We start from the raw sequence: 26,419 nt of genomic DNA on the forward strand, positions 1-26,419 counted from the left end.
CTCATCGGAAGCGTTCCGCGACGCCGGAGAGCCGGTCCAGGTACGCGCGGGTCTCGGGCTCCGGCAGCGTCGGCAGGGAGAACAGCAGGCGCTCGACACCGAGCTGGGTGTACTGCTCGACGGTCGCGGGCTCGTCGGCCGCCGCGTAGACCGTCACCGGCACGCTGCGGCCCGCGACGCCGCGCAGCCGGTCGATCTTCGGCCCCAGCTCCTGCGGCGGCAGGCTGTTGGCGAGCCAGGCGTCGCCCAGGGCGGCCACCCGGTCGAAGGCCGCCTCGCCACCGCCCACGTAAATCGGCGGATGCGGACGCTGGACCGGTTTCGGCCAGGAGTAGACCGGGTCGAAATCGACGAACTCCCCGTGGAACTCGGCCTTGTCCCGCGTCCACAGCTCGCGCATCGCCCGCAGCCGCTCGTCCACGAGCCGTCCCCGGGTACGTGGATCGGTGCCGTGGTTCGCCATCTCCTCCCGGTTCCAGCCGACGCCGATGCCGAAGAGGGCCCGCCCGCCGGAGACCAGGTCCAGTGAGGCCACCTCCTTGGCCGCGATGATCGGGTCCCGCTGCGCCACCAGCGCGATACCGGTGCCCAGCAGAATCCGCTCGGTCACCGCGGCGGCCGCGCCGAGTGCGACGAACGGGTTGAGGGTCCGGTAGTAGATCTCCGGCAGTTCCCCACCGCCCGGGTAGGGCGAGCGGCGGTCCACCGGGATGTGGGTGTGCTCGGCGATGAGCAGGGAGTCGAACCCCCGCTCCTCGACGGCACGCCCGAGCGCGGCGGGCGCGATGCCCTGATCGGTGACGAAGGTCGATACACCGAACTTCAAGGGGGGGCTCCCTCGGATCGGGGTCGCGGGGTGCGGGCTTGCGAGTCCACGGGCCGGACCGGTGCGGAAGACCGGCCCCAGGGCAGGTACCCGGATCGGCCCGAGGCCAACAATCCGTGCGGCCGACCGGGCGAGCACGGGCGGCCGCGGGACGGGCCCGCGATCCGGCAGAAAACGCTTTGCGGTGTCGCCTTCGGTGGGAGATATGGTCGCCCAGCAAGCGCGGGAAGGACGTACCGCATTTCGCGGCGCGCGGCGTTGTCAGCCGTTCGACGCCCCCCTCAGCAGAGAGGCAGAGTCCGCACCATGACCGCAAACGCTTCCGGACGAGTGACACCACAGGGGCCGTGGAACGACGGCGGCGTCGTGGTGATCACCGGCATCCAGGCGGCCGGCAAGTCCACGGTGGCCCAGGCACTCGCCGAGCGTTTGCCCCGATCCGTCCACCTGCGCGGTGACACCTTCCGCCGCAACATCGTCCGGGGCCAGATCACCATGACGGCTGACGCGGCGGAGCCCGCCGTCGCCCAGCTCGAACTGCGCCACCGGATGACGGCGCACTGTGCCGACGCGTACGCACAGGCCGGCTTCACCGTCATCGCGCAGGACATCCTCATCGGCCGGTACCTCGCCGAGATGACCGGGCTCATCAAGACCAGGCCGCTCGCGGTCGTCGTGCTCCTCCCCGATCCGGCGGCGGTCGAGGCCCGCGAGGCGTCCCGCCCCAAGACGGCGTACGGCCCCGACTGGTCCGTAGGGGACCTGGACAAGCTGATGCGGGCCGAGACGCCCCGGGACATCGGTCTGTGGCTGGACACCTCACGGCAGACGGTGGACGAGACAGTCGACGAGATCCTCAGCCGGGCATGGACCGAGGGCGCCGTCGGCTGAGGACGACGGGGGTCTCACAGCGCCCGGACGGGACGGAGAGGCAGCGGTTGCGGCGCGAAGGGCAGGCCCGCGCCACACCGGGCGACAGCCCCCTCAGCCCCCCGGACCGACCGGCTCCGGCGGCACCCGCAGCACGCCGTAGACGGACCAGGCCACCGAGACCATGGGGACGGCGACGACGGCGCCGAGTACGCCCGCGGTGACACTGCCGCAGATGACCGTGAGGGCGACCACCACCGGATGCAGCTGGACCGCCTTGCTCATCACGAGCGGGTGCAGCACATGGCCTTCCAGCTGGCCGATGAGGACGATCAGCACGATGACACCGGCGGCCACCACCGGCCCCTTCGCGGCCAGCGCCACCACGGCGGCGACGGCCAGGGCCACCGGCGAGCCCACCAGGGGGATGAAGGCGGCGAAGAACTCCAGTACGGCCAGGGGGAGGGCGAGCGGAATCCCCAGGGCGAAGAGGCCCACTCCCACGAGAATGGCGTTGATGGCGGCCACCACCACGATGCCGCGGGTGTAGCCGGTGAAGGTGATCCATGCGGCGGCACCGGCGGCCTGCACGGGATGCCGTCCGCGGGCCGGCAGCTGGCCGCCGAACCAGGTCCACATCCGGTCGCCCGAGTGCAGAAAGAAGACCGAGCAGAACAGCGCCAGCACCCCCACCGTCACGGCGGCCACCAGCTGGCCGAAGCCGCTGAGGGCGGTGCTGATCAAGGTGGCGCGATGGCTGGTCACAAAGCGCGACAGCCGGGCCTGCACGTCGGAGAGCGTCCCCGGACGCAGATGGACCGGCGGCCCTTCGAGCCACTGCTCGATGCGCTCCACGCCGCCGACGAACTCCCGGCGCAGCCCGTCCCACTCACCGGCGACGGTCGCCCCGATCAGGCTCAGGACGGTGAACAGGAGCAGGATGCCGACCAGCAGGCCGACCGCGACCGCCGCCGACCGTGGCATCCAGCGGCTCAGCAGACTGACCTCGGGCTCCAGGAGGGCCGTCAGCACCAGGGCCAGGAAGACCGCCAGCGTCACCAGGTGGAAGCGTCCCAGGGCGGCGAAGATCCCGTAGGCGGCCGCCCCGACGATGATCAGGCGCCAGGCGTATCCCGCCGCCACCCGCAGGGTCGGCGAGACCGCGATCCCCTCCCCCAGGTCACGGTCCGGTGCACGCCCCCGCGCCCGCCGCCCGCCCAGGGTCCTCGCCCCGCGGGCGGTACGCCCTGCCGCGCCCCGGGGCCGCCGGGGCCCGTTCCCGTGGGGTCCGGGGGCCCGCTCGCGTTCCCCGCCGGATCGGTTCCGCACTTGGCCGCCACCGCCTCCCGCCCCTCCCGTGGCCAGCGCCGGAAGGGGGACGACTGCCGCGCGCGAGGCCGGTGCCGACCCGCTGCGTATACCCAGAGGTGGTATCACCGCGGAGCCGTCTTCGAACGTGTGCGGCCGTCCATTCCCCCAATGGAGCAGGCCGCCGGCGTACCCACACGGAGATCTTTCCGCGGCCCGCGGCGGGAATCGGCGAAAGAAATCCTCGGGCGGTCGTGTCACGGTGTCGATTCGGGGCGGGGCCCTTCGTATAGAGGGTGAGAGGCCGGCCCACGCCGGCGCGACGAACGGCCGAGGAGGCCCACCATGACGCACTACCTGCTCAGCATCTATCAGCCGGACGGGCCCCCACCGTCGGCGGAGTTCCTGGAGCCGATCATGCGGGACGTCGAGGCCGTGAACGCCGAGCTCAGGGCGGCCGGCGCCTGGGTGTTCGCCGGGGGTCTGCACCCGCCGGGCACGGCGACCGTGGTGCGGCAGAAGGACGACGAGACGCTCATGACGGACGGTCCGTACCTTGAGGGCAAGGAGCACATCGGCGGGTTCACCGTCATCGAGGCCCCGGACCTCGATGCCGCGCTCGATTGGGGCCGCAAGCTCGCCCGCGCCACCACACTCCCCATCGAGGTGAGGCCGCTGCAGCACGGGTCCTGCGGGTGACGTCCGGTGTGCCGGGGGCGGCCGCGGCCGAGGTCGGGCGCGTGTTCCGTGAGGAGTATGGGCGTGCGGTCGCCGTCCTGGTCCGTGTCTTCGGTGACCTCGATGTCGCCGAGGAGGCGGTCCAGGAGGCCTTCACCACGGCGGCCGAGCGCTGGCCGTCCGCCGGTCTGCCGCCGAGCCCGGCGGGCTGGATCATCACCACCGCCCGCAACCGTGCGATCGACCGGCTGCGCCGGGAGGCGTCCCGCGACGACCGGCACGCGCAGGCCGCGCTGCTGCACGCCGGCGCCGAACCGGCCGAGGAGGGACCCGTGCGCGACGACCGGCTACGTCTGATCTTCACCTGCTGCCACCCCGCGCTCGCCCCCGCCGCCCGGGTCGCGTTGACGCTCCGGCTCCTCGGCGGGCTCACCACCGCCGAGATCGCCCGCGCCTTCCTGGTCTCCGAGCCGACCATGGCGCAACGCCTCGTCCGGGCGAAGGGCAAGATCCGCGACGCGCGGATTCCCTACCGCGTCCCGACCGACGCCGACCTCCCGGACCGCCTGCGGGCCGTTTTGGCCGTGGTCTACCTCGTCTTCAACGAGGGCTACACGGCCAGTTCGGGTGAGTCGCTGGTCCGCGAGGACCTCTGCCGGGAGGCGATCCGGCTCGGGCGGCTGCTCACCGAGCTGCTGCCGGACGAGCCCGAGGCGATGGGGCTGCTGGCCCTCATGCTGCTCACCGCCTCGCGGCGGGCCGCCCGTACCGGTTCGGACGGCGAACTCGTGCTGCTGGCCGACCAGGACCGCAGCCGCTGGGACCACGCGCTCGTCGCCGAGGGCCAGGCGCTCGTCCGGCGGTGCCTGCGACGCGACGCGCCCGGCCCGTATCAGATCCAGGCGGCCATCAACGCCGTCCACAGCGACGCGCCGTCCGCGGCGGCCACCGACTGGCGGCAGATCCTTCAGCTGTACGACCAGTTGCTCGCCGTCGACCCGAGCCCCGTCGTGGCGCTGAACCGCGCGGTGGCGGTGGCCGAGGTCGAGGGCCCGGAGGCGGCGCTCGCCCTCGTCGACGGCCTCCCCCTCGACCGGTACCACCTCTTCCACGCCGTCCGCGCCGATCTGCTCCGCCGCCTCCATCGCAACGGCGAGGCGGCCCAGGCGTACGAGAAGGCCCTCGCCCGGACCGGCAACGCGGCCGAACGCCACTTCCTGGAGCGCGGCCTTCAGACCCTCCCCCGGGACGGGCCCGGCGAGTGAGCACGGGCCGGTGCCCTGCGTGTCCCTGACGTGGCTCCGCCCCCGGGCCTGCGCCCGCCCGAGGGACGGCGTGCCGCTGTCCTCGGGGCCGTCACGCCGGGGCGGCGGTGAGCGAGGGAAGCGGCGTGGGTGGCGTGGGGGCGGCCGCGTCCCGGAGGCTCTGGCATTCGTCCGTCAGATGCGCGAGGGCGGCGGTGAGGGCTTCCTCCGCCTGGTCGTGCGGCGGGGTCTCCGGCAGCACGGTCACGGACAGCTGGCGCAGCAGTTCGGTGTGGGCCGTCAGCGCCTGCCGGGTGCGGGGGTCGGTGTGGTCGGTGAGCAGCAGACGTGCCGCGGTGTTGGCGGCGCGCAGCCGGGGCTGGTGCATCCGGCGGTGCGAGCGGGGCAGGGCGCGCCAGGCCGTGTTGGCGACGGTCACCAGGCGCCAGATCTCGTTGTCCGCGGGTTCGGTGTCGTAGAACCGCAGGCCGTACCGGCTGACCACCCAATAGGAGCCGGCCAGGACGAAGGCGGTCGCGGCGTCGAAGGCCAGCCAGAATTCCAGCAGATGGGGCTCCCCGAAGAGCGCCCGAACCGCCAGCGCCGCCCCCGCTCCGCCGCCACCGAACACCACGGCCGCCGCGAGCAGCAGGAGGAGCGCGGCCGGGAGGGCGCCGATCCCGTTGGCGCTGTCGAGGCGCGCCATGCCCTTCCAGTGCGGCGCGAGATAGCGGGCGTAGCGGGCCCATCTGGGGGCGGGTTCGATCAGGGCGATACGCCCCGCCCAGCTGACGCTCTGCGGTCTCTTGGCGCTGTTGATGCCCGGGGCCGGGCTGCTACAGGGAATCACGTGAGCGACAACGAGCCGTACGGGAAAACGCGACATGCGAAGCCGAGGTTTACCGACCAGATTCCTCCCTCCGGCCGGGCGCACGCCGCCGCACTCCGAATGCGCCGGTGGCATACCCGGTCGATCATCCGATACATAGGCGCGGTGGGGGCGGGTCCGGACGGACCGGTTCTGCTGTTCTCGCAGCTCGGCATCGCAGCCGGAGTCTCAGTCCTTCGCTTCCCCGATGGGCAACGGTGCGAGGGAGTCCGTCATCTGGCCCAGAATCCGCGCGATCGTGGCCCTCAGGTCGCTGTGCCACTCCTGCTCCGACACCCCGAAGGCCAGGGGCAGCGGTCCCCACCAGTACGTCTCCTCCCATGCGCAGGCCTCGAAGCCTCTGCCGTCGAAGTCGTGACGGAGCCGTGCGTCGATGTCTTTCATGACCCGCAGATAGACGTCGTACAGCGCTTGGCGGCCGGTTTCGGGCACGTGGTGCTTCGACAGCGCGAAGTAGAGGGGGCTCGGGCTGGGACGCCCCCAGTCGGCCGGGGCGAAACCGATCACCAGGCGGTGGCCGGCCCACTCCGCGTGTCCCCGGTAGTTGTGGTTGCCCGCTCTGACCCACTTCGGCGCCAGGGCCTGTCCCACCAGGCTGCCGAGCACCTCCACGGCTTGCTGGGCGGCGGCGCACCCCATCTCGAAGAGATCGCCGAATTCGGCGGCCAGCAGTTGATCACGACGCCATTCCACGAGCATCCCCTCAAACCGTCGTACGAGTGCATGAACCTGCCGGATCTCCTGCGGCAGTTCCTGCTCATCCGGTGCGCCGCGGACCTCCAGCAGCCGTAGGAGGTCGACCCAGCTGACAGCGGCCAGATGTCTGCCTTCGGTCAGCGCGTGCCAGTGAATGCCCTCGGGGTCCTTGACGGGTGCGCCCCGCACCGCGAATCCGGCCTCCGCGGCCTTCCTGGTAGCCGCCTCCAGCAGGTGGGGTACGCGCCAGGAGGGACACACCAACAACAACGTCCCGCCTGGGGCGATTCTCTCCAGGTAGGTGACCGGCTGGTGATCCGTCAATCCGGAGCCGAACTTCCCTTCGATCAGCACCAGCGTCGTGTTCCTCGCCAGACCCGCTAGGTCAGGCCGGGCGGAATCACCGTCGGACCGCGCTTCGGGACGGAACCTGACGGCAGAGGTGACTGTGCGGTCATGCCGGCCGCGCTCGGCCAATTCGGCCAGTGTCGTGCGCACCGACTCGTAGTGTTGCGCCAGATAGCACAGTGCCTCCGTGACCAACGGCTCCTTGTCCACCTTGAATCGCTGCGCCAAGTGGGCGAGCACGGATCTGTCCTGCACCAGGTTCCCCCTCGCCCGCCGGGCGGCGGGACCCGGATCGTGGAAGCGCACGGTCAGTGTGGCAGGCAGGCGAGGCGTCGCGGGGTGAATCTCGGCAGCCCGGCAGTCCGGGATCGGAAGGCCGGCCAGCCCGGATCGCTTCTTCCGATCACGGTGGGGACCAGCCTCCTGGCTCGCGGGATTCCGGTGAACCCACTCCCCTCAACCTCCACCCCCGTGGCGCCCTTGCAGGGTGGGGAGGTTGCGGTCAGGGTGGTCGCACGCGGCGGATGGCCGTTGGCGTCGGTGGGTTTCGTTACACGGTTGGAGTGAGCGTGGCTTCCTTCGTACTGCCTCATGAGGTGCACGGGACGGGATCGCACAAGGTCGTCCTCGTGCACGGGTGGTTCGCCGACCGGTCGGCGTTCGATCCGGTGCGGGCGGATCTCGATCAGGGGGCGTTTCAGTACGCGCTGGTCGATCTCCGGGGGTACGGGGCGGCGAAGGGGGCGGACGGCGCGTACACCACGGGTGAGGGGGCGGCGGATGTGCTGGCGCTCGCCAATCGGCTGGGCTGGGAACGGTTCTCGGTGGTCGGGCATTCGATGGGGGCGAGCGTGGTGCAGCGGGTGCTGGCGGCGGCGCCGCGGCGGGTGCGCCGGATGGTCGGGATCTCGCCGGTTCCCGCCTCCGGGTTGCCGCTGCCGCCGCAGGAGTGGGAGCTGTTCTCCTCCGCGGACCGCACCCCGGAGAACCGGCGGGCCATCATCGATCTCACCACCGGCGGGCGGCGCCCGGCCGCCTGGCTGGACCGGATGGTGCGGCGGTCGCTGGAGTGCAGCGATCCGAAGGCGTTCCGGTCCTGGCTGGACTCCTGGTCGAGGGAGGGCTTCGCGACCGAGGTGGAGGGCTCGCGGGTGCCGGCGCTGGCGGTGACCGGCACGCTGGACCCCGCGCTGACCGCCGAGCTGACGCGGCAGACCTGGATGCGGTGGTACACCCGCGGTGAGCTGGTCGAGCTGCCCTCGGCGGGGCACTACGCCATGGACGAGACGCCGCTGGAACTGATCCGGGCCGTGGAGGACTTCCTGCGCGCCGACGAGGACGGCGCGGCGGCCGGACGACCGTGACCGCGGCCGGTGAAGCGGAGCGGGAGGGGCCGGATGTCTTCGATCCGCGGCGCTACGCCGACGGGCTGCCGCACGCGTCGTACCGGCTCCTGCGTGACCGGCACCCGGTGGCGTGGCAGGAGGAGCACGAGGTGCTGGGCTGGCCCGCCGGACCGGGCTTCTGGGCGGTCACCCGGCACGAGGACGTCGTACGGGTCCTGAAGGACGCCCGCACCTTCTCCTCGCACCTGGGCGCCACCCAGATCCGTGACCCCGACCCCGCCGATCTGCCGTTCATCCGGCGCATGATGCTCAATCAGGACCCGCCGGACCACGGGCGGCTGCGCCGTTCGGTCAGCCGGGCCTTCACCCCTCGTCAGGTCGGCCGTTTCGGTGCGGTGGTGCGCGAGCGGGCGCGTGCCCTGCTGACCGCGGCGGTCGACGCGGCGCGCGCGGGGAACGGGGCGTGTGATCTCGTCACGGCGGTCACCGACGACTTCGCGCTGCTCAACCTCGCCGATCTGCTCGGTGTGCCGCCCGCCGAGCGCGGGCTGCTCCTGGAGTGGACCCGTCGGGTCATCGGCTACCAGGACCCGGACGAGTCGGGCCCACCCGTGTCCGGCCCGGACGGGCGGCCCGCCGACCCGCGCTCGCCGGCGATGCTGCAGGACATGTTCGGCTTCGCGCGGGAGCTGGCCGCCCACAAGCGGCGGTATCCGGGCGACGACGTGATGACGGTGCTCGCCGCGGACCCCGAACTGGCCACGGCCGAGCTGGAGATGTTCTTCTTCCTGCTGACCGTCGCGGGCAATGACACCGTCCGCAGCGCGGCGCCCGGCGGACTGCTGGCGCTGGCCCGGCATCCGGCTGCGTACCACCGGCTGCGCACGGGCGCCGTGGGCACGGCGACGGCGGTGGAGGAGCTGCTGCGCTGGCATCCGCCGGTGCTCAGCTTCCGCCGTACCGCGGCCCATGACACCGAGGTGGCCGGGCGTCGCGTGCGCGCGGGCGACAAGGTGGTGGTCTTCCACGGCTCGGCGAACTACGACGAGCGGGTCTTCGCCGCCCCGCACCGGCTGGACCTCGCCCGGTCCGTGAACCCCCATGTCTCGTTCGGTGACGGTCCGCACGTCTGCCTGGGCGCGCATCTGGCCCGGCTGCAGTTGCGGGTGCTGTACGAGGAGACCTGCCGGCTGCTTCCCGCCCTGGCCGTCGCCGGTCCGCCGCAGCGGCTGGTGTCGAACTTCATCAACGGTCTGAAGTCGCTGCCGCTGCGGCTGGTGGACGGGCCGGCCGGCGACCGCTCCTGAGGTCGTGCGGGGTGGTGGTGTCCGACAGCCGTGGGCGGTCAGGGCAGGGAGGTGGCCGCGAGGTCGGGTGTCTGCTGCAACAGGGCGGCGGTGAGGGGGTGTTGAGGGGCGGAGAGCAGCTGGTCGGTGGGGCCTTGTTCCCTGAGGTGGCCGTTGTCGAGGACGGCGATGCGGGTGGCCAGGGTCGCGGTGTCGTGGTCGTGGGTGATGAGGACCAGGGACAGGTCGGGGTGGGTCCGTACGAGGCCGGCGAGGAGCGTGCGGAGGGCGCGGCGGGTGACGGAGTCCTGGCCGGAGGTGATCTCGTCGCAGATCAGGACCCGTGGGCGGGCCAGCAGGGCGCGGGCCAGGGCGGCGCGCTGGAGTTCACCGCCGGAGAGTTCCGGGGGCCGGCGGCGTACGAGGTCGGCGGCCAGTCCGAGGGTGCTGAGGGTGTGCTCGGCCTCGGCCAGGGCCGTGGCCGGCGGGACGGCACGTAGCCGGACGGCGCTGCGCATCACCTGGTCGAGGACCGGGCGGTGTTCGTCGAAGGCGGCGCGGGCGTCCTGGAAGACGTACTGGACCGCCGCCAGTTGCGCACGGGTGCGGTCGCGGAGGCTGCGGGGCAGGGCGACCCCGTCCAGCAGGATCTCGCCGTCGTGACTCCGGTGGAGACCGGCGAGACAGCGGGCGAGGGTGGTCTTGCCGCTGCCGGAGCGGCCCACGACGGCCGAACAGCCGGGCGGGAGCGAGAGTTCGGGGAGGTGCAGGACGGTGGACCTGCCGTGGCGGGCGGTGAGGGTGCGGATCTGGAGCAGGGGCGTGGTGGGGGCGGGGGTGGGGCCGGAGGCCACCGCGGCGGCCTCCGGGGCGGCAGCGGGCGTGAGCAAGGCCCGGGTCCAGGCGTGCTGGGGGCGGGTCCAGAGCTGGTCCGGGGGGCCGGATTCCACGAGGCGGCCGGCGCGCATGACATGGACCTCGTGGGCCAGGGCCCGGACGACCTCCAGGTCGTGGCTCAGGAGCAGTACGGCGATGCCCTCCCGTGCCACGGCAGCCAGGTGAGCGGCGATCTGCTGCTTCGTCAGGGCGTCCTGGCCGGTGGTGGGTTCGTCCGCGACGACGGTGCGGGCGCCGGTCAGCAGGGCCTGGGCGAGGACGACGCGTTGTTGCTGGCCGCCGGAGAGCTGGTGCGGGTAGCGGTGCAGCAGGGTCTCGCCGTCGGGGAGCTGGGCCTGGGCGAGGGCGCGCAGGATGTGGTGCCGGATCGCGGGGCGGCGGGCGCGGCGGGGCAGATGACGTACCTGGGTGCGGGCGATGTCCTGGAGGAGGGCGGCGACCGGCCGGGCGGGGTTGAGGACGGTGGCGGGGTGCTGGGGTACGTAGCCGACGAGGGTGTCGGGGACACGGACCTCGCCGGTCACCGTGGCGCCGGGCGGATACTCGTTCAGCAGGGCGAGTCCGGTGGTGGTCTTGCCGCTGCCGGAGGCGCCGATCAGGGCGGTGATCCGGCCGGGTGGCACCCGCAGGCTCACTCCGTCGACGAGGGCCCGGCCGTCGATGTCGACGCGGAGGTCCCGGATTTCGGCGGCCTCGGTCAGATGCACGGGTTGCTCTTCTCGTCTCGTCCGGGGGTGGGGGGTGTGCGGTCGGTGGCGGGAGGGACGGGGGTGCGGCCGGTCGGTGAGGCAGGGGCCGGTGCGGGCCGGACCTCGCGACGGTTCCTTTTCGGTGTGCGGTCGCGCTGGGTGAGGGCGGCGTCGAAGAGCAGGTTGGTGCCCATGGTCAACGCCATGATCAGTACGGCGGGCAGCAGGACGGCCCAGGGCTGGACGAACATGCCGGTGCGGTTGCGGTCGACCATCACCGCCCAGTCGGCGGCGTCCGGTTCGGCGCCGACGCCGAGGAAGGCGGCCGTGGCGACCAGGTACAGCACACCGGTCAGCCGGACCCCGGCGTCGGCGGCGAGGGTGCGCAGCGCCGAGCGGCCGACGTAGCCGACGGCGGTCCGCCACCAGGTCTCCCCCTGCATCCGCAGGGCCTCGACCGCGGGACGGGCGGCCGCTTCGGCGGTGGCGGCCCGGACCGCGCGGACCGCGTCCGGGATGTTGACCAGTGCGACCAGCAGGGCGAGGCCAACGGCGCCGGGCGTCAGGACGGCCGCCACCAGCAGGATGAACAGCAGTGACGGCACGGCGAGCAGCACGTCCAGCGGCCGCATCACCAGTTCTTCCAGCCAGCCGCGGTGGGTCAGTGCGCCGATGAGGCCGAGCGGGATGGCCGCCGCGTAGGCCAGTGCCGTTGCCGCGAGGGCGGTCAGGACCACCGGGCGGCCGCCGAGCAGCACCTGCCGCCAGACGTCCCGGCCGACGAAGTCGGTGCCGGCCCAGTGCCCGCCGCCGAGGGTGAAGGAGGCGGCCCGTGGGCCGGGTTCCCCGGCGAACAGCGGCCCGAGCAGGGCGAGGAGCAGCGGGACGGTGATGATCAGCAGGGCGAGGGTGAAGCGGCCGGGTCCGGGCGCCGTGCGGGGGCTCATGCCGCCACCGCCGTTCGGGGCACCAGCCGGTGCGTGGCCAGGTCCGCGGCGAGGTTGAGGAGGACGGCGGTGCAGCCGAAGACGACCGCCAGGCCCTGGATGACGGGGACGTCGCGTTCGGCCACGGCGTTCATCAGGACCGTGCCGAGTCCGGGGATCACGAAGAGGGCCTCCACGACGATGACGCCGCACAGCAGCCAGTCGACCGTGCGGGCGAGCTGCTGGGCGGCGGGGGCAAGGGCGTTGGGGAGGGCGTGCGTGTAGCGGACGCGCGCGCCGGGGATGCCGTAGCGGCGGGCCTGCGCGACGTACGGCGAGGCCAGGGCCTCGATCATGCCGGCACGGACCAGCCGGGCCAGGGAGCACACCGGGCGGGACAGCAGCACCAGTACGGGCAGCACCAGCGCCGCGGGGTGGGCGAGCAGGTCGTCGCCGTAGCCGACGGCGGTCGGCGGCAGCCAGCCAAGGCGCAGTGCGAAGACCGTCACCAGCAGCACCCCGAAGGCGAACTCCGGTACCGCGTACACCCCCAGGGTCACCGAGCTGATGAGGCGGTCGGCGAGCCGTCCTTCGTGGCGGGCGGCCAGCACACCGAGGCCGCCGGCCAGCGGGACCAGCAGGAGCAGGGTGAGCGCGGCGAGCAGCAGGGTCGGGCCGAAGCCGTCGGCGAGGTAGGAGCTGACCGGCCGGCCGGAGGTGAGCGAGGTGCCGAGGTCGCCGTGCAGCAGCCCGGCCGCCCATGCGGCGAGGCGTTCGTGGGCGGGCCGGTCCAGGTGCAGGCTCTCCCGGAGGGCCGCGATCCGCGCGGGGTCGGGCTGGTCGCCGGCGAGCGCCACCGCGGCGTCGCCCGGCAGCGCCTCGGTGAGGGCGAAGACGAGCAGCACGACGGCGAGGGTCTGTGCGGCGCCGAGCAGCAGCCGCCGGGCCGCCCATGACCGCAGCGCCGTCACGCGAGCCACACCTTGTCGAAGCGGGCCCAGTCGAGCGTGTTGGCGGGGGCCCGGTGCGCCACGCCGCGCACCGTACGGGCGGTGCCCAGAATCCAGTCGGCGAAGCCCCAGACCAGGAAGCCGCCCTCGGCGTGCAGCCGGCGCTGCATGCGCGCGTACACGGCGGCCCGGTCCGTCTTGTCCTTGGTGGACTGGGCCTGCTGGTAGAGCGCGTCGAAGTCCTTGTGCTGCCACTTGGTGGCGTTGGTGGTGGAGCCGGACAGCAGGCGCTGGGAGAAGTGCGACTCGATGGGCATCGCGCCGGAGCGGTAGCAGCACAGCGTTCCGGAGTCGAGGGTGTCCTGCCAGTAGCTGTCCTTGCTGCCCATCGCCACCTTCACCCGCACGCCGGCCTTGGCGGCCTGGTCCCGGAAGATGGCGGCGGACTCGGTGAATCCGGCGGCGACGGCCGAGGTGTCCAGGGTGACCCGCAGCCCGTCGGCGCCGGCCTTCTTCAGCAGGTGGCGGGCCCGGTCCAGGTCCTGTTCGCGCTGCGGCAGGCCGTCCGCGTAGTACTCGTACCCCTTGCCGAAGAGGTCGTTGCCGACCTCGCCGGCGCCGGAGAGCGCGCCGTCGACCAGTTCCTTGCGGTCGGTGAGGAGGAAGAACGCCTCGCGCACCCGCTTGTCATCGAACGGCGGCCGGTCGGTCTTCATCGCGAACGCCTGCATGGCGCTGTTGCGCAGCCGGATGATCTCGATCTGTCCCTTGCCCTGGTGTGCGCGGGCGGTGGTCGGGCTCAGCTCGTGGGCGTACTCGACCTGGCCGCCCAGCAGGGAGTTGAGGCGTGCGGACTCCTCGTTGGCGACCAGGAGTTCCAGCTGCTCCAGGTGGGGCGCGCCGTCCCAGTAGTCGTCGTTGCGCCGGAAGACGGCGGAGCGTCCGGGGGTGAAGGAGACGAAGCGGAACGGGCCGCTGCCGACCGGCCGGGTGTCGAAGTCCGTCGCGCCGTCGGGGACGATGTAGGCGCCGAACGCGGCCAGGATGTTGGGGAATTCGGCGGTGGGGCGCTTCAGGGCGAACGTGAGGGTGCGGTCGTCGACGGCCCGGCTGGCCTTGAGGTCGAGGGGCTCCAGTGAGGCCTTGGCGCGGAACGTCTTCTTCGGGTCGGCGATGCGGCGGAAGCTGTAGAGGACATCGCGGGCGGTGACCGGCTTCCCGTTGTGGAAGGTCGCCTTGCGCAGCTTCACCGTCCAGCGGTCCAGGGCGGCGTTCGGCTCCCAGGACGCGGCCAGCCGCGGCTCGGCGGCGAGGTCGGCGCCGAAGTCGGCGAGCTTGTCGAAGAGCGCCTTGGCGCGGGCGGCGTCGGCGAAGAGGTTGGCGAGGTGCGGGTCGAGGGTCTCGCTCGCGCCGCCGCCGGCGAAGGCGGCCCGCAGCCTTCCGCCGCGGCGGGGCTTGCCGTCGCCGTCGGCGGCGTCCGGGGTGTGGCCCGTGCAGCCGGTGAGGGAGAGCGCGCCGAGGCCGGCCGCCGCGCCGGCCGCGGCGAGGAAGCCGCGGCGGCGCAGGCCGGGGAAGCGGGTGTCGTGGGCGGGGCCTTCGTACATGGCGGGTTCCTTGGGGTGCGCGGAGGGAGGAGGCCGGGCGGCGTTCAGCCGTGCCGGGTGAGGCGGGCGACGAGGTGGAGCCGGTCCCCGTCGGCGGACTGTCCGGGGGCGGCGCCCTCGTGCCAGGGCGGCTCGGTGCGCGGCCCCGGCCCGTCGTGCAGTGCGAGGACCTCGAAGCCGTGCGCGGCCAGGAGGTGGCGCAGTTCCTGGGGGAAGAGCAGCCGCCATGCGGAGCGCTGCTCGTGGGGCGGGGAGCCATCGTCGCTGGTCCAGACGCGGGTGCGGCGCAGGAGTTGGGCGGCGCGGTCGACGGTCAGCGTGGTGGTGGAGGTGTGGACGGTGCCCTGCCAGGTGATGTCGTGGACGGCGGGGGCGTCGAGCAGTTCCGTACGGCCGAGGAAGAAGGCGCCGTTGCGCATCTCGGCCACGAGCAGCCCGCCGGGGGTGAGGCTTCGCCGGCAGGAGGCGAGGAAGCCGTCGAGTTCGGCGTTGGTGTGGCAGTAGAGCAGGGCGCTGTCCAGGCAGAGGACGGCGTCGAAGGGGCCTTGGCGGAGGTCGAAGTCGCGCAGGTCGGCCTGTACGTAGTCCGGTCCGGGGTGCCGGGTGCGGGCGTGGGCCAGCATCGCGGCGGAGAGGTCGGCGCCGACGACGTCGCGGCCCGCCCCGTGCAGGTGGGCGGCGTCGCGTCCGGTGCCGCAGCCGAGGTCCAGGACGCGGGGTCCCGCGTGGTGCCGGCGCAGGCAGTCCTCGGCCCAGCGGCCGGCGAGGCGGGCGGTGTCGGGGAAGCGGGCCTCGTAGAGCTCCGGGTTGTCGGTGAGCAGGTTTGCGCTGGTCATCTGCGTTTCCATGGGTGTCAGGCCTTCTGCGCTGTCGTGGGTGCGGCGGTGGCCGGGGGCGCGGTGGGGTGTCCCGGCAGGCCGCGCAGCCGGTGCAGCCAGGCGACGCCGGCCGCGGAGACGAGGCCGAAGGCCAGGCAGCACGCCCAGGGCAGCCACTGCGTACGGGTGTGCTCACCGGTGTCCATGGCCCAGCCGACGACGGTGTTGCCGGCCGCCGCGGCGATCCCGGAGACCACGTAGAACAGTCCGAAGTAGGTGCCGGTGAGTTCGGCGCGTCCGAAGGCGGGGATCAGCTCCATCACGAACGGCTGGGCGACCATGACGCCGAGGTAGAGCAGCAGCGCCCCGGCCAGGACGGGCAGTGCGCGCAGCGCGGCGTCACCCGGGCCGCCGGACGGTGCTCCCAGGCCCGCGAACGCCATCGGCGGGACGAAGGCGAGGCCCATCAGGCCGAGCCCGGCGCTGATCCACCGTGCCCGGCTCCCGCGCTTCGTGAGGGCGCGGGTGATCCGCATCTGGAGCGTGAGGTTGGCGACGGTGCCGATGAGGAACACCAGGCCGGCCGCGCCGTCCCAGCCGGTGGCCCGCCGGACGCCGTCGGGCAGCAGCAGGTACAGCTGGTTCTGCAAGGTGAACATACCGACCATGGCCAGCGCGAACGCCAGGAAGACGCGGTTGCCGAGGACTTCGCGCCAGTCGCCGAGGAGGCTGTTGGCGGCCGGGGCGACCGTGGAGGCGGGCAGCACGACGGCCTGGGCGATGGTGAGCAGGGCGAAGATCCCGGCGGCGGTGAGCGCGGAGGCCCGGAAGTCGACCAGCAGCAGGGCGCTGCCGAGCAGCGGCCCGATCAGTGCGCCGGTGGTCGCGAAGACGTTGAACAGGGCGAACGCCTCGGCCTTTCGCTCGCCCGCCTCCTGAGCGAGGTAGGCGCGGACGGCGGGGTTGAACAGCGCCCCGGCCAGCCCGCTGAGCACGGACGCGGCGAGGAGTACGGGCAGGCCGTCGCCGAGCGCGAAGAGGCCGAAGCCGACGGTCCGCAGGGCACAGCCGGCGATGATGACCCCGCGCGCGCCCAGCCGGTCGGCGGCCGAGCCGCCGATGAGGAACAGGCCCTGCTGGCTCAGGTTGCGGACGCCGAGGACGATCCCGACGACCGCGGCGGACATCCCCAGGTCCTCCCCGAGGTGCACGGCGAGGTACGGAATGAGCAGGTAGAAGCCGGTGTTGACGCCGAGCTGATTGATCAGCAGCAGCCGGATGGCGACGGGGAAGCGGCGCATCTCGTGCCAGGTCCTCATCGGGCCGCCTCCCCGTGCCCGGCCGGCTCCGGCGTCTCCTGGCCCGCTGTCCCGTGCGGTGCCGGCTCCTCGTCCGGTGGCGGTGTGCCGTCGGCGGGCCGTACGCCGAGGCCCGGTTCGCGGCCGGCCCGTACGGTGCCGTCGGTGCCGCCGATGCCGGTCCAGGGGTCGTGGGCGAGCAGCAGGTGGCCGTCCAGGTCGGTCCACCGGGCGCGGTCGGCGAGGTGGACGGCCGGGGCGAGGCCGAGTGAGCTGGCGGTGAGGCAGCCCAGCATCAGCGCGGTGCCGGTGCCGGCGAGCAGGTCGGCGATGCGCAGCGCCGCGGTGACGCCGCCGCACTTGGCGAGTTTGACGTTGATGCCGTGCACCCGCCCGGCCAGCCGCCGGGCGTCCTCGAAGCCGGCCGCGTCCTCGTCGGCGATGACCGGCAGCGGTGAGCGTGCGGCGAGCGCGGCCAGCGCCTCGGGGTCGCCGGGGGCGAGCGGCTGCTCAACCGCCTCGACGCCGAGGCCGGCGTAGCGGGGCAGCAGGGTGTCGGCCAGGGCGGGGCTCCAGGCGCCGTTGGGGTCGAGGAGCAGCCGGGCGTGCGGGGCGGCGTTGCGGACCGCCAGGACCCGGTCGAGGTCGTCCTCGGGGTCCGGGGCACCGGCCTTGATCTTGAGGACGGAGAAGCCGAGCCGGGCCAGCCGGGCCGCCTCCTCGGCGGCCGCGCGGCACGAGGTGATGCCGATGGTGCGGGCGGTGGTGGCGGTCGGCGGCTGCGGGGCGCCGAGCAGTTGGTGCACGGGGCGGCCGGCGCGCTTCCCGACGAGGTCGAGCAGCGCGGACTCCACGGCCGCGGTCACCGCGGCCGGTGTGCCGGGTGCGGGCAGTTCGCCCGCGCGCAGGGCGTCGAGGGCGCTCTCCGGGGTGGCGCAGCGGGCGAGTTCCCGTGCGGCCTCGTGCAGCAGCCGGCCGAGGGTGGCGGTGTCCAGGCCGTAGTACGTGCTGGTGACGGCTTCTCCGTAGCCGCTCAGGCCTTGGTGCTCGACGGCGAGCCAGACGGCGTCGCGGGCGGCCATCGTGGAGCGGGAGATGCGCAGCGGCTCGGTGAGGGCGAGTCGTACGGTGCGCTGGCTGACCTTCACGGGGCTTCTTCCCAGGTGGTGGGGCGGGTGGGGTGGTGCGAGGCGGTGGGCGGCAGAGTGTGCGGGCGTCCGCTCCCCGCGTCCGCGGGCGTGAGCGGATCGGTGACCGTCCCGCAGCGGGTCCATCCGGTCGCCTCGGCGGCCGCCGGGTGCGGGATCTCGACCGGGCGGGTGGCGGCGGTGGTCAGGTCCAGGCCGTGGGCGGTGGCGAAGTCGTCGTCGTAGACGCTGTTGAGGTAGCGCTGCGGCCCGTCGGGGAAGACGGTGGCGACCACGGCTCCGGGGTGGACCCGGGCGGCCCATGCGGAGACCAGGGCGACCGCGCCGGTGCTCCAGCCGCCGCTGACGAAGTTGCCGGTGGCGAGCCTGCGGCAGGCGTCGGCGGACTCGGCCGGGCCGACCCAGTGCACCTCGTCGAAGGCGTCGTAGGCGACATTGCGCGGGTGGATGCTGCTGCCGAGGCCCCGCATCAGCCGGGCCCGGGCGGGCTGGCCGAAGATCGTCGAGCCGGTGGCGTCGACGCCGATCAGCCGCAGGTGCGGCCAGTGCCGGCGCAGCGGGCCGATGACGCCGGCGCTGTGGCCGCCGGTGCCGACGCTGCACACCAGGACGTCGAGGTGGTCGAGTTCGGCGGCCATCTCGGCGGCGAGGGAGGCGTAACCGGCCACGTTGTCGGGGTTGTTGTACTGGTCGGGCCAGTAGGCGCCGGGCAGTTCGGCGAGCAGCTGCCGCAGCCGGGCGAGCCGGGCCGCCTGCCAGCCGCCCTCGGCGGCCGGCCGGTCGACGAGTTCGAGCCGGACCCCGTGGGTCCGCAGCAGCCGGCGCATGGACGGCTCCAGCTCGGTGTCGCCGACCAGCACGACGGGGTGGCCGAGTGCCTGGCCCGCGAAGGCCAGACCGATGCCGAGGGTGCCGGAGGTGGACTCCACGACGGGTGCACCGGGCCGCAGTTGGCCGCGTTCGCGGGCGCCGAGCAGCATGGACACGGCGGCCCGTGCCTTCATGCCGCCCGCGCCGAGCCCTTCGAGCTTGGCCCAGAAGCCGGGGTGCGGACAGGGCAGGTCGGCGGTGACCCGGGCGAGCGGGGTGCGGCCGAGCAGGCCCAGGAGCGCGCGGTTGCCGGTGGGGTGCCGGACGGCGGTGGTCACCGGGCGGCTCCCGGTGCCTGGTAGCGGTGGACGGTGCCGGGACCGCCGTCGAGCCAGAAGAACGGGTACGGCTCCGCGCACACCGCGCTCACCCCGGACCCGAGGAACCGCGGCAGCACCGCGCTGCCCGTCTGGGCGAACATCACCAGCGGCTTGCCGTGGCGCAGGGCGTGCTCCCGCAGCGGTTCGAAGGTGCCGTTGCCCAGCGTCATTCCGGAGGCGAGCACTGCGTCGCAGTGCGCGAGTTCGGCGAGCGCGTCGGTGCGGACCGGTTCGCCCCACTCCGTCGTGCCGCCCTTGAGGTCGCAGGGCACATACGACAGTCCGCGCGCACGCAGCGCCTCCAGCAGCGAGTTGACCACGCCGACCACGAGCACCCGGGCGCCCGGCGCGGCGTCGACTAGTCCGGCGACGGCCCTCGCCCTGGCCTGGGACTTCCGCAGGGAGGACCCGGCCGGCAGTGACCAGGCCCGGGCGCCGTTGGCGGGTGTGTGCGGGAGGACGTGCATCAGATAGGCGTCGAGGGCGGCCACCCGCACCGGGCGCAGTTCGTGTGCCAGGAGGCGGGCCAGGTCAGCGCCGACGCAGTCCTCGATCGCGGCGTCCGGCAGGGCACCGGGCTCCACCGCGCAGGAGCCGACCGCGCCGGCCAGCCGCAGGCTGAGCACCTCGTTGCGGTAGCCGCCGCTGCGGCCCTGGTGGCGTACGGCCTGCCGGGTGCTGAAGGCGACGGCGACCCGCTGGGTGCGCGGGTCGGGCCCGAACTCGCCGTCGAGGACGCGGGCCACGAGGTCGTCGTAGGACGTGGCGGGGGCCGGGAGGCCGGTGGTGGGGGTGGTCATCGGGTCACCACCCGCGGGCGCAGCCCGGACAGCAGCGCCTCGACGCTCCGGCGCGCGGCGGGCCCCTCGGCGTCGCCGGCCATGACGTGGCCGAGGTACTCGTTGTTGCTGCCGGCCGCCTTGACCGCGGTGCCGGGCTCGGCGAGCCGGAGTTCGAGCACGCCCGCCGCGTTCCGTACGCGGTCCGCTCCGTCGACCTCCTCCAGTACGCCCGCGGACTGCGGAACGAGGAAGCCGATCGCCGCGCTGTGCAGCCCGGTGTCCCGTATGCGCAGGTCGGGCCGCTGGCCGAGCGCCAGATCCACCGCGGCGGCGGCTATGTCGACGCCGGTGACATGGCGGATGAGTTCGGTGATGCGGTTGCCCGCCGGGCGGGGGTTGACCTCGATCAGGCGTGGTCCGTCGGGCGTCAGCTTGATCTCCGTGTGGGCCACGACGCCGTCGAGCCCGAGGGCCTCGATCGCCTGACGGGCCGTCTCCCCCGCCGCCGTCACGTCAGCCGCGGGGAGCGCGGCGGGGAACATGTGGCCGGTCTCGATGAAGGCCGGTGCCCCGCCGACGCTCTTGTCGGTCACCCCGATCACCTCGGTGCGGCCGCCGGACGTCACGGTCTCGACGCTGACCTCGGGGCCGTGGAGCAGCTCTTCGAGGAGCACCACGGGCGCCCGGCGCTGGCCGCGGGCGTTGACGGGGAAGGCATCGAGCGCGCGGTAGGCGCGGGCCAGCTCCGCCTCGTCGTCGACGCGCCGTACGAACATGCCGGCGCACAGGTCGACGGGCTTGAGCACCAGCGGATACCCGATCTCCGCGGCCGCGGCGGCCGCTTCGGACCGGTCCGCGCAGACCGCGAAGCGCGGCCCGGGGAGCCCGGCGGCGGCGAGCACCTGCCGGGTCGTGTCCTTGCGGCAGGCGTTCTCGACCGCTTCGGGTGCCGGGCCGGGCAGCCCGAGCCGGCCGGCGATCCGTGCGACGGCCGGGAGGTAGTAGTCGCAGGAGGTGATCACGCCGTCGAAGCCGAGCGCGGGGTGCAGCCGCTCGACGTACGGGAGCAGCGTTTCGAGGTCGTTGGTGTCGGCGGTGAGCACATTGCGGGCGCCGAGCAACGGGTGGGCGCTGCCCTCGGGCGCGGAGCGCAGGTAGTGGTGCAGGTCTCGGGTGAGAAAGGTGAACTCGTGTCCGCCCTCGCGGATCGCACGCGGGAGCAGCCTGCTCATCGCTCCGACCCAGCTCTCGACCATCAGCAGATGAGCCACGGTGTCCCTTCTTCGCAGCGTTGTCCGGGCTTTGTTGCGGCGGTAGTTGACGGCACGGCGCCCCGTGGGCGGGGGCCGTCCGCTTGACCGGGCCACACTGTAAACGATAATCATTTTCACTACAAAGTCCTGTGGCCCCTCCGCCGCACTCCCGAATGCGAGACCCGTGATTCCTGCCGTACGCCGCACCGGCCTGCTCTGCGCCCTGACCGCCACCGCCGCCCTGCTCCCGGCCGCCCCCGCGCCCGCCGCTCCCCCGCCCCCGGCGCTCCGCTTCGGCGCCTGCCCCGACTCCGTACCGGACCCGCCCGCGCCCGCCCGTGTGGAGTGCGGCCGGCTCCGCGTCCCCCTGGACCGCGGCCACCCGCACGGCGCGCACCTCGACATCGCGGTGTCCCGCGTCCGCGCCTCCGGAACGGCCGCCGAGCGGCGTGGCGTCCTGCTGGTCAATCCGGGCGGGCCCGGCGGATCGGGCCTCCCCTACGCGGTGACCAAGCGCGCCAAACTCCCGGAGCAGGTGCGGCGTTCGTACGACGTGATCGGCTTCGACCCGCGCGGCACCGGTGCGAGCGCGCCCGCGGACTGCGGCCCGATGGGCGGCCTCTTCGACAGCCCGGGGCAAGACCCGGTGCCGGCCGGGCCCACGGCCGAGCGCACCTACCTCGACGGGCTTCGGCGCACCGCCGACGACTGCGCCCGGCACGTCAAGGAGGCCCTGCCGCACCTCTCGACCACCGAGACCGCACGCGACATGGACGCCCTGCGCGAGGCGCTCGGTGAGCGCCGGATCGGCTATCTCGGCGTCTCCTACGGCAGCTATCTCGGAGCCGCCTATGCCGCCCAATTCCCGCAGCGGGTGGGCCGGATGGTGCTCGACAGCGTGGTCGGCCCCGAGGACTGGTACGACTTCGACCTGCTCCAGAGCCGGGCGCTGGTGCGTCAGCGGAAGGTGTTCTTCGACTGGGCGGCCCGGCACCCGGAGCGCTTCGGGCTCGGCGCCGACGGAGCGGCGGTCCGCGCCGCCTACCAGCGGGTCAGGGACGGCCTCGCCGGGCACCCGGTGGACGGCTTCGGCGCCGCGGAGTTCGACCGCACCGTGTACCGGGCGATGGGCCGCACCGAACGCTGGGCGGGCCTCGTCGACGGCCTGCGGACCTATCTGCGCGACGGCACCACCGGCCCGCTGCGCCCCGCCGAGCCCTTCGACGGCCCCGCGTCACGTACGTTCGAGGCCGCCAACCGCACGGTCAAGTGCGCGGACGGACCGGCACCCTCGCCCGCCCGCGTCCTCTCCGACATCCGTCGGATGCGGCGGCTCGACCCGCAGCCGGTGCTCACCGGGATGGAGGCCTCGGTGTGCGCGTACTGGCACCACCGGCCCGCGCACGGTACGCCGCTCGGCAGCCCGGACGCGCCACCGGTCCTGCTGATCGCTTCCGAGCACGACCCCGTCACCCCGATCGCGGGCGCGCGCGCACTCCAGCGGCGGCTGCCCGGCTCCCGCCTCATCTCGCTCCACGACGACTACTCGCACGGGGTGTTCGCCAGCCGGGGCAACGGCTGTGTGGACGGCACGGCCGCGGCCTATCTGACCGACGGCACCGTGCCCCGCGCCGATGTGCACTGCACCGGGCCCGGACTGCCCACCCCGTGAGGCACGTCGCCTGACCGCCGCAGGCCCGGACCGCACCCCGGGGACCGGGCCTGCGCCCTCGCCCGCCCGGCGGTCACCCTCCGCCCGCGCCCGCCGCCGCGCATATCGCGCAGCGGTCCTTGCCGTCCCAGCCGTCCCAGCCGAACGCCGCGGGCGACAGGGCCAGCCCCTCCAGTTCGCCGCGCACCGCCACCCGGTACGCCCACACCGCCGCCAGGTAGGGGTGGTAGGCGTCGTGGAAGGCGGGTGAGGCCGACGAGGCGCCCGTCGCGACCACCCGCTGGAGGATGCGGAGATGCTCGAACATCGTCTGCCCCGCACTGGCGACGGTGGTGGTCGCATCGATGAACAGCCGCTCACGCACCTCGTGGATCGCGGCCTCGCTCACGGCCGCACGGGCGGCCGCCGCGAGATCGGCTTCCGCGTCCGGGTCCTGGGCGACCTGCCGCAACCGCGCGTGGCACACCCCGGCGGCCTTGATGAACTCGATGTACACCGTCCGCCGCCGTGCCTCGGCGCCCCGGTCGTTCTCGTGCCGGTGCCGCAGGTGGTCGGCGAGCACGGTGCCGGCGATGGCGATGCCACCCCCGCCCAACGTCGCGACGAGCGTCCCCCAGTCCACGCTGCCCCTCTTCTGACCGAGCCGCCGAAGCCGGGACGTCACCCACGGCCCGCCGGCAGAACAAGTGCCGGGCCGCCATGGGGAGTTGGTACCCCCGGGCACCGGCCGAGCGTCACCGACGCGCACGATCCCGCGCGTCGGTGACGCTACCCCTTCCCCGGGGCCACGGCCTCAAGATCGTCGATACTGCCGGACATGATCGCCGGGAGGTGCTCGGTGAGGTGCTCGAGGGGCCAGTCCCACCAGGCCAGCGCCAGCAGCCGGGCGATGTCCGCGTCGTCGTAGCGGCGGCGGATCAGCCGGGCCGGGTTCCCGCCGACGATCCCGTAGTCCGGAACGTCATCGACGACCACGGCCCCGGACGCGATCACCGCGCCATGACCGATGCGGACACCCGGCATCACCATGGCGCGGTATCCGAACCAGACATCGTTGCCGACCACGGTGTCCCCGCGGCCGGGAAGGCCGGTGATCAGATCGAAGTGCTCCGCCCAGGAGCCGCCCATGATGGGGAACGGGAACGTGGAGGGGCCGTCCATACGGTGGTTGGCGCCGTTCATCAGGAACCGCACGCCCTCGCCCAGCGCGCAGAACTTCCCGATGACCAGCTTCTCCGGCCCGTAGTGGTAGAGCACATTGCGGGTCTCGAACGCCGTCGGATCGTCCGGGTCGTCGTAGTAGGAGAACTCCCCGACCTCGATCAGCGGTGAGGTCACCAACGGCTTCAGCAACACCACCCGCGGCTGCTCGGGCATCGGATGCACGACGGTCGGATCGGCAGGAACAACAGGCATCGCACATCAGCTCTCTCACCCGGCACGGACGGACCCGGCCATGATCGCAACCTGCCCCCGCCCGAGCCACCGGCTTTCACCGGGCAGGCGGAGGTCACCACCACGGCCCCGGCCGACCGACGAGGGCAAGACCGGCGGCGGGGCTACGACCGGCGGCGGGGCTTCCCGCGCTTGCCGCCCTTGGGAGCGCCGGAACCGCTCCGTGCCCCCTTACCGGCCGGCTTCCCCGCCGTCCGGCCCGTCGCCTTGCCCGCCGCGGGCTTCCGCCGGGCGCCGCCCGTCTCGGGCCGCTTGGCCTTCGACTGCGCCGGGGCCTCGGCCTGGGTGCGTCCCCGCGAGCTGTTCACCGTCCGCCCGCGGACGATCCCGATGAAGTCCTCCACCATGTCGGTGGTCTCTTCCTGCGGCCACGACAGTGCGACGCGCGACGCGGGGGCGTCGGTGACCGTCCGGTAGGTGAGGTCCTTGCGGTGGTGCAGACGGGCGAGTGACTGCGGGACCACGAGGACTCCCACGCCCGCCGCCACCAGCTCGATGGCGTCCGCCGTCGTGGCGGGGCGGTCGATCGCGGGCAGTCCGGGCCGCTGCTCCCAGTCGAGGGTCTCGTCGAGCGGATGCAGCACGATCTCGTCGGCCAGCTCGTCGGTCGACACCTCGTCGGCCGCCGTCACCAGGTGATCCTTCGGGATCACGACCACGGTCGCCTCGGTGTAGAGGGGGATCGCGGCGAGATCCGTCCGGTCGACGGGCATCCGCACGAAACCGGCGTCGGCGCCACCGCCCCGCAGCAGCTCACAGGCTTCGGCGGCGGGCACCGGGACCAGGGTCAGTGGGATGTCGGGCAGCCGCTCGTTCCAGATCCGCACCCACTTCGTGGGCGTCACTCCCGGGACATAGGCGAGCCGGAACGACGGGGAGGATTCCGAGCTTGTCACGCCGCCAGGTTACCGGTCGTGGTCGGAGGTAGCGCACATGCTCGATACCCTTGACCTCATGAAGTCGCACCAGACCCCCCAGACGATGAAGCCCGCGACCGCGGCGAAGAAGCTGGGGGTGTACCTCGAGGCCACCCCCGCCGAGTTCCGGGAGGGTGTCGTCTCGCGCACCGAGCTGAACGCACTGCAGGCCGATCCGCCCGAGTGGCTCGTGGACCTGCGACGCAACGGCCCGCACCCCCGTCCGGTGGTCGCGGCGAAGCTCGGCGTCTCCATCTCCGGCCTCGCCCGCGCCGGAGTCACCGAAGCACTCACCACGGAGCAGATCGACGCGGTGAAGGAGGAGAACCCCGAGTGGCTCCAGCAGGAGCGCGCCACCCAGGCCGATGCCCGCAAGGAAACGGCCCGGATCAAGGAGAAGAACGCGGAGCGAGCCGAGCAGCAGCGCCAGCCGCGCTCCTGACCTCTGTCCTCCGCCCCTGAACGCCGGCCACGGGCGCACGGGTGCCCCCTTCCGCCCCGGCCCGGCAGGCGGGCGCCTCCGCCCGTAGCCGGCCGTCACGAACAGGGCACCCTGAGCGAGCCCGGCTACTCGAACCGCGAGGGATCGCCCGCCCCTCGCCGCACGATCTCGGCACCGCCGCCGGAGAAGTCGATGACCGTGGTCGGCTCGGTGCCGCAGTCGCCCGAGTCGAGCACCGCGTCCACCACGTGGTCGAGCCGCTCCTTGATCTCCCAGCCCTGCGTCATCGGCTCCTCCTCGTCGGGCAGGAGCAGAGTGCTGGAGAGCAGCGGCTCACCCAGCTCACCGAGCAGGGCCTGCGGCACGACATGGTCCGGGATACGGACGCCCACCGTCTTCTTCTTCGGATGCAGCAGCTGGCGCGGCACCTCCTTCGTCGCGGGCAGGATGAAGGTGTAACTGCCGGGCGTGGCCGCCTTGATCGCACGGAACACGTCATTGTCGATATGCACGAACTGGCCCAGCTGGGAGAAGTTCTGGCACACGAGGGTGAAGTGGTGACGGTCGTCGAGGTTCCGGATCGACCGAATCCGCTCAAGGCCGCTGCGGCTGCCCAGCCGGCATCCCAGCGCGAAGCAGGAGTCCGTCGGGTACGCGACGAGTGCGTCGGAGCGGATGCTGTCGGCCACCGTGCTGATGGTGCGCCGCTGAGGATTCTCGGGGTGTACGTCGAAATACTTCGCCATCCGTCGAGCCTACGTGATCAGGCCTTCCACGCTGGATGACCAGGTCGCCGACGCCCCGTCCCGTGACCTTGCCGACCGCCGCCACCGCGGACGGAGGACCCCCGGAAAGCGCATCCCGGTGGCCGCGACGCCGACCGGCTC

The 26,419-nt window shown here is 73.3% G+C and carries 25 protein-coding genes; 7 read left to right on the forward strand and 18 right to left on the reverse strand.

Features of this window, described 5'->3' with window-relative positions; all coding sequences use genetic code 11:
• Nucleotide 1 precedes the first annotated feature (1 nt).
• Nucleotides 2–826 carry an LLM class F420-dependent oxidoreductase gene (locus tag ACGFN2_RS18635; protein ID WP_393361628.1) on the reverse strand — a complete coding sequence of 275 codons (825 nt, stop codon included), beginning with the start codon at nt 824–826 and terminating at the stop codon, nt 2–4.
• Between the two features lie 306 nt (nt 827–1,132).
• Between ACGFN2_RS18635 and ACGFN2_RS18640 the strand changes: the two genes are divergently transcribed.
• Nucleotides 1,133–1,717 (forward strand): AAA family ATPase, encoded by a 585-nt coding sequence (locus ACGFN2_RS18640; RefSeq protein WP_393361631.1) that lies wholly within the window; start codon nt 1,133–1,135, stop codon nt 1,715–1,717.
• A gap of 93 nt (nt 1,718–1,810) precedes the next feature.
• On the opposite strand, the gene ACGFN2_RS18645 is transcribed toward ACGFN2_RS18640, so the two are convergent.
• Entirely contained in the window at nt 1,811–2,839 is a 1,029-nt protein-coding gene (locus ACGFN2_RS18645; protein ID WP_393361634.1) for an AI-2E family transporter, read from the reverse strand.
• A 510-nt stretch (nt 2,840–3,349) separates the two neighbouring features.
• Here ACGFN2_RS18645 and ACGFN2_RS18650 point away from each other — a divergent pair.
• Together ACGFN2_RS18650 and ACGFN2_RS18655 are read left to right on the forward strand one after the other, a co-directional pair.
• The gene (locus ACGFN2_RS18650; RefSeq protein ID WP_393361637.1) at nt 3,350–3,703 is read left to right on the forward strand and encodes a YciI family protein; all 354 of its coding nucleotides are present in this window, start codon (nt 3,350–3,352) and stop codon (nt 3,701–3,703) included.
• An 8-nt stretch (nt 3,704–3,711) separates the two neighbouring features.
• Nucleotides 3,712–4,947 carry an RNA polymerase sigma factor gene (locus tag ACGFN2_RS18655; protein WP_393362023.1) on the forward strand — a complete coding sequence of 412 codons (1,236 nt, stop codon included), beginning with the start codon at nt 3,712–3,714 and terminating at the stop codon, nt 4,945–4,947.
• Between the two features lie 91 nt (nt 4,948–5,038).
• On the opposite strand, the gene ACGFN2_RS18660 is transcribed toward ACGFN2_RS18655, so the two are convergent.
• Both ACGFN2_RS18660 and ACGFN2_RS18665 read right to left on the reverse strand, forming a co-directional pair.
• A complete protein-coding gene (locus tag ACGFN2_RS18660; protein ID WP_362614185.1) occupies nt 5,039–5,776 on the reverse strand; it encodes a hypothetical protein in 738 nt (245 codons plus the stop codon).
• Between the two features lie 207 nt (nt 5,777–5,983).
• A complete protein-coding gene (locus tag ACGFN2_RS18665) occupies nt 5,984–7,099 on the reverse strand; it encodes a hypothetical protein (protein WP_393361640.1) in 1,116 nt (371 codons plus the stop codon).
• Nucleotides 7,100–7,428: 329 nt separating this feature from the next.
• Between ACGFN2_RS18665 and ACGFN2_RS18670 the strand changes: the two genes are divergently transcribed.
• Complete coding sequence (locus ACGFN2_RS18670; RefSeq protein WP_362614183.1) at nt 7,429–8,223, forward strand: alpha/beta hydrolase; 795 nt, start codon at nt 7,429–7,431, stop codon at nt 8,221–8,223.
• The gene (locus ACGFN2_RS18675; protein WP_362614181.1) at nt 8,220–9,512 is read left to right on the forward strand and encodes a cytochrome P450; all 1,293 of its coding nucleotides are present in this window, start codon (nt 8,220–8,222) and stop codon (nt 9,510–9,512) included. The genes ACGFN2_RS18670 and ACGFN2_RS18675 overlap by 4 nt, the downstream gene beginning before the upstream one ends.
• A 38-nt stretch (nt 9,513–9,550) precedes the next feature.
• On the opposite strand, the gene ACGFN2_RS18680 is transcribed toward ACGFN2_RS18675, so the two are convergent.
• From ACGFN2_RS18680 to ACGFN2_RS18725, 10 genes are read right to left on the reverse strand one after another with little or no spacing between them, the layout of a single operon-like run.
• On the reverse strand, nt 9,551–11,095 hold the full coding sequence (locus tag ACGFN2_RS18680) for an ABC transporter ATP-binding protein (RefSeq protein ID WP_393361644.1): 1,545 nt from the start codon (nt 11,093–11,095) through the stop codon (nt 9,551–9,553).
• Nucleotides 11,086–12,024 carry an ABC transporter permease gene (locus ACGFN2_RS18685; RefSeq protein ID WP_393361647.1) on the reverse strand — a complete coding sequence of 313 codons (939 nt, stop codon included), beginning with the start codon at nt 12,022–12,024 and terminating at the stop codon, nt 11,086–11,088. Before ACGFN2_RS18685 ends, ACGFN2_RS18680 begins: the two co-directional genes overlap by 10 nt.
• Nucleotides 12,021–12,974, reverse strand: a complete 954-nt coding sequence (locus tag ACGFN2_RS18690; protein WP_393361650.1) for an ABC transporter permease — start codon at nt 12,972–12,974, stop codon at nt 12,021–12,023. Before ACGFN2_RS18690 ends, ACGFN2_RS18685 begins: the two co-directional genes overlap by 4 nt.
• On the reverse strand, nt 12,971–14,557 hold the full coding sequence (locus ACGFN2_RS18695; RefSeq protein ID WP_393361653.1) for an ABC transporter substrate-binding protein: 1,587 nt from the start codon (nt 14,555–14,557) through the stop codon (nt 12,971–12,973). The genes ACGFN2_RS18690 and ACGFN2_RS18695 overlap by 4 nt, the downstream gene beginning before the upstream one ends.
• A gap of 44 nt (nt 14,558–14,601) precedes the next feature.
• On the reverse strand, nt 14,602–15,393 hold the full coding sequence (locus ACGFN2_RS18700) for a class I SAM-dependent DNA methyltransferase (protein ID WP_393361656.1): 792 nt from the start codon (nt 15,391–15,393) through the stop codon (nt 14,602–14,604).
• A 17-nt stretch (nt 15,394–15,410) separates the two neighbouring features.
• Nucleotides 15,411–16,694, reverse strand: a complete 1,284-nt coding sequence (locus ACGFN2_RS18705; RefSeq protein ID WP_393361659.1) for an MFS transporter — start codon at nt 16,692–16,694, stop codon at nt 15,411–15,413.
• Nucleotides 16,691–17,821 (reverse strand): mandelate racemase/muconate lactonizing enzyme family protein, encoded by a 1,131-nt coding sequence (locus ACGFN2_RS18710; protein ID WP_393361662.1) that lies wholly within the window; start codon nt 17,819–17,821, stop codon nt 16,691–16,693. Before ACGFN2_RS18710 ends, ACGFN2_RS18705 begins: the two co-directional genes overlap by 4 nt.
• A complete protein-coding gene (locus tag ACGFN2_RS18715; protein WP_393361665.1) occupies nt 17,818–18,969 on the reverse strand; it encodes a PLP-dependent cysteine synthase family protein in 1,152 nt (383 codons plus the stop codon). Before ACGFN2_RS18715 ends, ACGFN2_RS18710 begins: the two co-directional genes overlap by 4 nt.
• Nucleotides 18,966–19,811 (reverse strand): Rossmann-like domain-containing protein, encoded by an 846-nt coding sequence (locus ACGFN2_RS18720; RefSeq protein WP_393361668.1) that lies wholly within the window; start codon nt 19,809–19,811, stop codon nt 18,966–18,968. Before ACGFN2_RS18720 ends, ACGFN2_RS18715 begins: the two co-directional genes overlap by 4 nt.
• Nucleotides 19,808–21,064, reverse strand: coding sequence for an ATP-grasp domain-containing protein (locus tag ACGFN2_RS18725; RefSeq protein WP_393361671.1), 1,257 nt, complete (start codon nt 21,062–21,064; stop codon nt 19,808–19,810). The genes ACGFN2_RS18720 and ACGFN2_RS18725 overlap by 4 nt, the downstream gene beginning before the upstream one ends.
• 166 nt (nt 21,065–21,230) lie before the next feature.
• Between ACGFN2_RS18725 and ACGFN2_RS18730 the strand changes: the two genes are divergently transcribed.
• A complete protein-coding gene (locus tag ACGFN2_RS18730; protein WP_393361674.1) occupies nt 21,231–22,718 on the forward strand; it encodes an alpha/beta hydrolase in 1,488 nt (495 codons plus the stop codon).
• A gap of 73 nt (nt 22,719–22,791) precedes the next feature.
• Here the strand turns inward: ACGFN2_RS18730 and ACGFN2_RS18735 are convergent, their stop codons facing one another.
• The 3 genes from ACGFN2_RS18735 to ACGFN2_RS18745 form a co-directional block, all read right to left on the reverse strand.
• Nucleotides 22,792–23,340: a CchlQ gene (locus ACGFN2_RS18735; RefSeq protein ID WP_393361677.1), complete on the reverse strand. Its 549-nt coding sequence runs from the start codon at nt 23,338–23,340 to the stop codon at nt 22,792–22,794.
• A gap of 146 nt (nt 23,341–23,486) precedes the next feature.
• Nucleotides 23,487–24,134 (reverse strand): CatB-related O-acetyltransferase, encoded by a 648-nt coding sequence (locus ACGFN2_RS18740; RefSeq protein WP_362614341.1) that lies wholly within the window; start codon nt 24,132–24,134, stop codon nt 23,487–23,489.
• 143 nt (nt 24,135–24,277) lie between these two features.
• Nucleotides 24,278–25,069 carry a LysR substrate-binding domain-containing protein gene (locus ACGFN2_RS18745; protein WP_393361680.1) on the reverse strand — a complete coding sequence of 264 codons (792 nt, stop codon included), beginning with the start codon at nt 25,067–25,069 and terminating at the stop codon, nt 24,278–24,280.
• Nucleotides 25,070–25,127: 58 nt separating this feature from the next.
• On the opposite strand from ACGFN2_RS18745, the gene ACGFN2_RS18750 reads away from it, so the two are divergent.
• Nucleotides 25,128–25,532: a DUF5997 family protein gene (locus tag ACGFN2_RS18750; RefSeq protein ID WP_362614346.1), complete on the forward strand. Its 405-nt coding sequence runs from the start codon at nt 25,128–25,130 to the stop codon at nt 25,530–25,532.
• A gap of 125 nt (nt 25,533–25,657) precedes the next feature.
• Here the strand turns inward: ACGFN2_RS18750 and ACGFN2_RS18755 are convergent, their stop codons facing one another.
• On the reverse strand, nt 25,658–26,278 hold the full coding sequence (locus ACGFN2_RS18755; RefSeq protein ID WP_362614349.1) for an L-threonylcarbamoyladenylate synthase: 621 nt from the start codon (nt 26,276–26,278) through the stop codon (nt 25,658–25,660).
• Nucleotides 26,279–26,419: the final 141 nt, after the last annotated feature.

This window comes from Streptomyces sp. NPDC048612, from assembly GCF_043199295.1.
GTDB lineage: Bacteria > Actinomycetota > Actinomycetes > Streptomycetales > Streptomycetaceae > Streptomyces.

Bases quoted from the DNA above. Each gene is read 5' to 3' on its own strand.
- ACGFN2_RS18640 (WP_393361631.1), top strand. From the start codon at position 1,133: ATGACCGCAAACGCTTCCGGACGAGTGACACCACAGGGGCCGTGGAAC.
- ACGFN2_RS18650 (WP_393361637.1), top strand. From the start codon at position 3,350: ATGACGCACTACCTGCTCAGCATCTATCAGCCGGACGGGCCCCCACCG.
- ACGFN2_RS18685 (WP_393361647.1), bottom strand. From the start codon at position 12,024: ATGAGCCCCCGCACGGCGCCCGGACCCGGCCGCTTCACCCTCGCCCTG.
- ACGFN2_RS18695 (WP_393361653.1), bottom strand. From the start codon at position 14,557: ATGTACGAAGGCCCCGCCCACGACACCCGCTTCCCCGGCCTGCGCCGC.
- ACGFN2_RS18700 (WP_393361656.1), bottom strand. From the start codon at position 15,393: ATGACCAGCGCAAACCTGCTCACCGACAACCCGGAGCTCTACGAGGCC.
- ACGFN2_RS18705 (WP_393361659.1), bottom strand. From the start codon at position 16,694: ATGAGGACCTGGCACGAGATGCGCCGCTTCCCCGTCGCCATCCGGCTG.
- ACGFN2_RS18720 (WP_393361668.1), bottom strand. From the start codon at position 19,811: ATGACCACCCCCACCACCGGCCTCCCGGCCCCCGCCACGTCCTACGAC.
- ACGFN2_RS18740 (WP_362614341.1), bottom strand. From the start codon at position 24,134: ATGCCTGTTGTTCCTGCCGATCCGACCGTCGTGCATCCGATGCCCGAG.
- ACGFN2_RS18750 (WP_362614346.1), top strand. From the start codon at position 25,128: ATGAAGTCGCACCAGACCCCCCAGACGATGAAGCCCGCGACCGCGGCG.
- ACGFN2_RS18755 (WP_362614349.1), bottom strand. From the start codon at position 26,278: ATGGCGAAGTATTTCGACGTACACCCCGAGAATCCTCAGCGGCGCACC.